Source organism: Microvirga sp. P4_G7 (genome assembly GCF_056401005.1).
This window is the reverse complement of record NZ_JBFUKD010000770.1, coordinates 1-1,610: the sequence shown is the minus strand read 5'-3', so window position 1 is coordinate 1,610 and position 1,610 is coordinate 1. Positions and strand designations below refer to the sequence as shown.

The following is a 1,610-nucleotide window of genomic DNA, read 5'->3' as shown; positions in this document are numbered from 1 at the left end:
CCTTGAAGGTCACGGAGCAATCGGAGGGGATGAGCGCGCGAACATGAGCGCGGAACGCCTCGCGGATCTTCGCGGGATCCTGCCCCGCCACGAGCCGGAACGAGACTTTCGCCGATGCTTTGGAAGGAATGACCGTCTTGAAGCCCTCACCGGTATAACCGCCGATGATGCCATTGATTTCGCAGGTCGGACGCACCCAGATCTGCTCCAGGACACTGCGACCTTTTTCGCCTGCCGGCACGCTCAAGCCGACTTGTTTCAAGAACGCGGCTTCGTCGAACGGCAAACGTCCCCATTGCTCCTTCACCGCGGCCGGAAGCTCGGAAACACCGTCGTAAAAACCGGGAAGCGTGATGCGGCCATCGGCATCGCGCAGCGTTGCCAGAATCTCCGTCAGAAGATGGATGGGGTTGCGCGCCGCGGAACCGAACATCCCGGAATGCAGGTCCCGATCGGCGCAAGTGATTTCGATCTCTTCGCCGACAAGGCCGCGCAGCATGGTCGTGATGGCGGGAGTTTCGTTGTCCCACATGTCCGTATCGCAGACGAGCGCGACATCGACCGACAATTCGTCGCGATTGGCTTCGAGAAACGGCTTGAGGCTCGGACTTCCCGATTCCTCCTCACCCTCGAACAGGATCGACACGCGAATGGGCAATTCACCGGAGACGGCCTTCCAGGCGCGGCAGGCTTCGACGAAGGTCATCAGAGCACCCTTGTCGTCGGATGCTCCGCGCGYGACGATCCAGGTGTCCCCATTGGGTGCGGGAACCAGCGTCGGCTCGAAGGGTGGCGTCTTCCACAATTCCAGCGGATCGACGGGCTGCACGTCGTAGTGCCCATAGAAAAGCACGTGCGGGCCCTTGGTCGCGGCGGTTTGATGGCCGACCACCATGGGATGCCCCGTCGTCGGACGGACCGAAGCGTCGAACCCGAGATCGCGCAATTCGGAAGCGAGCCATTCGGCCGTCTTGCGGCAATCGTCTTTGTAGGCCGGATCGGTCGAGATGCTGGGGATGCGGATCAAATCGAACAGGCGATCGAGACTTTTGCTCAGGTCGGCATCGATGCGGTCGAGAACGGCTGGCAGATGGTCGGTCACGAAAACTTCCTCGTTCGAACGGCGTCATCCGCCGGCAAAACGCAACATTGCTTTGGAACGATGCTCAAGAGAGCGCTCGCACCAAACTCCTGCGGCTCGTCCAGGGGACCGTTGGCGACCAATGGTCCGGCTGGCGTCGCGCATTTGTACTGATAGGCCCGGCCGAGATAGGTGCGCAAGCCGAGGGTGCTCGGTATTCCCTCCCCGGCATGGGGATCGACCAGGAGGCCGTCAGCCCGGGCGCCGAGAATGAAACGGTCCGGGATCATGCCGAAATCGTCCACGGCAAGGGAGATCCTCGCTCCGCCCTCCATCTCCGCAACCGTTCTTCCGCCCTCCCGCGCGACGACGCGCATGGGAATGAGGTTGTCGAAGCCGACGAAGCGGGCGACGAAACTGTTGGCCGGGCGGCGATACAGCACCTCCGGCGTGTCGAGCTGAACGATGCGGCCGGCATTCATGATCGCGACACGATCGGAGATCGAGAACGCCTCCTCCTGATCATGGG

General features: G+C 62.1%; 2 protein-coding genes. Both read right to left on the bottom strand.

Annotated elements, in window-relative coordinates:
- The coding region (locus AC1DT3_RS20500; protein ID WP_477467050.1) for a M20/M25/M40 family metallo-hydrolase at positions 1-1,102 on the bottom strand (1,102 nt) is incomplete at its 3' end.
- Positions 1,099-1,610 (bottom strand): ATP-binding cassette domain-containing protein (locus tag AC1DT3_RS20495; RefSeq protein ID WP_477467049.1); only part of this gene is annotated, 512 nt, incomplete at its 5' end. The genes AC1DT3_RS20495 and AC1DT3_RS20500, both read right to left, overlap by 4 nt.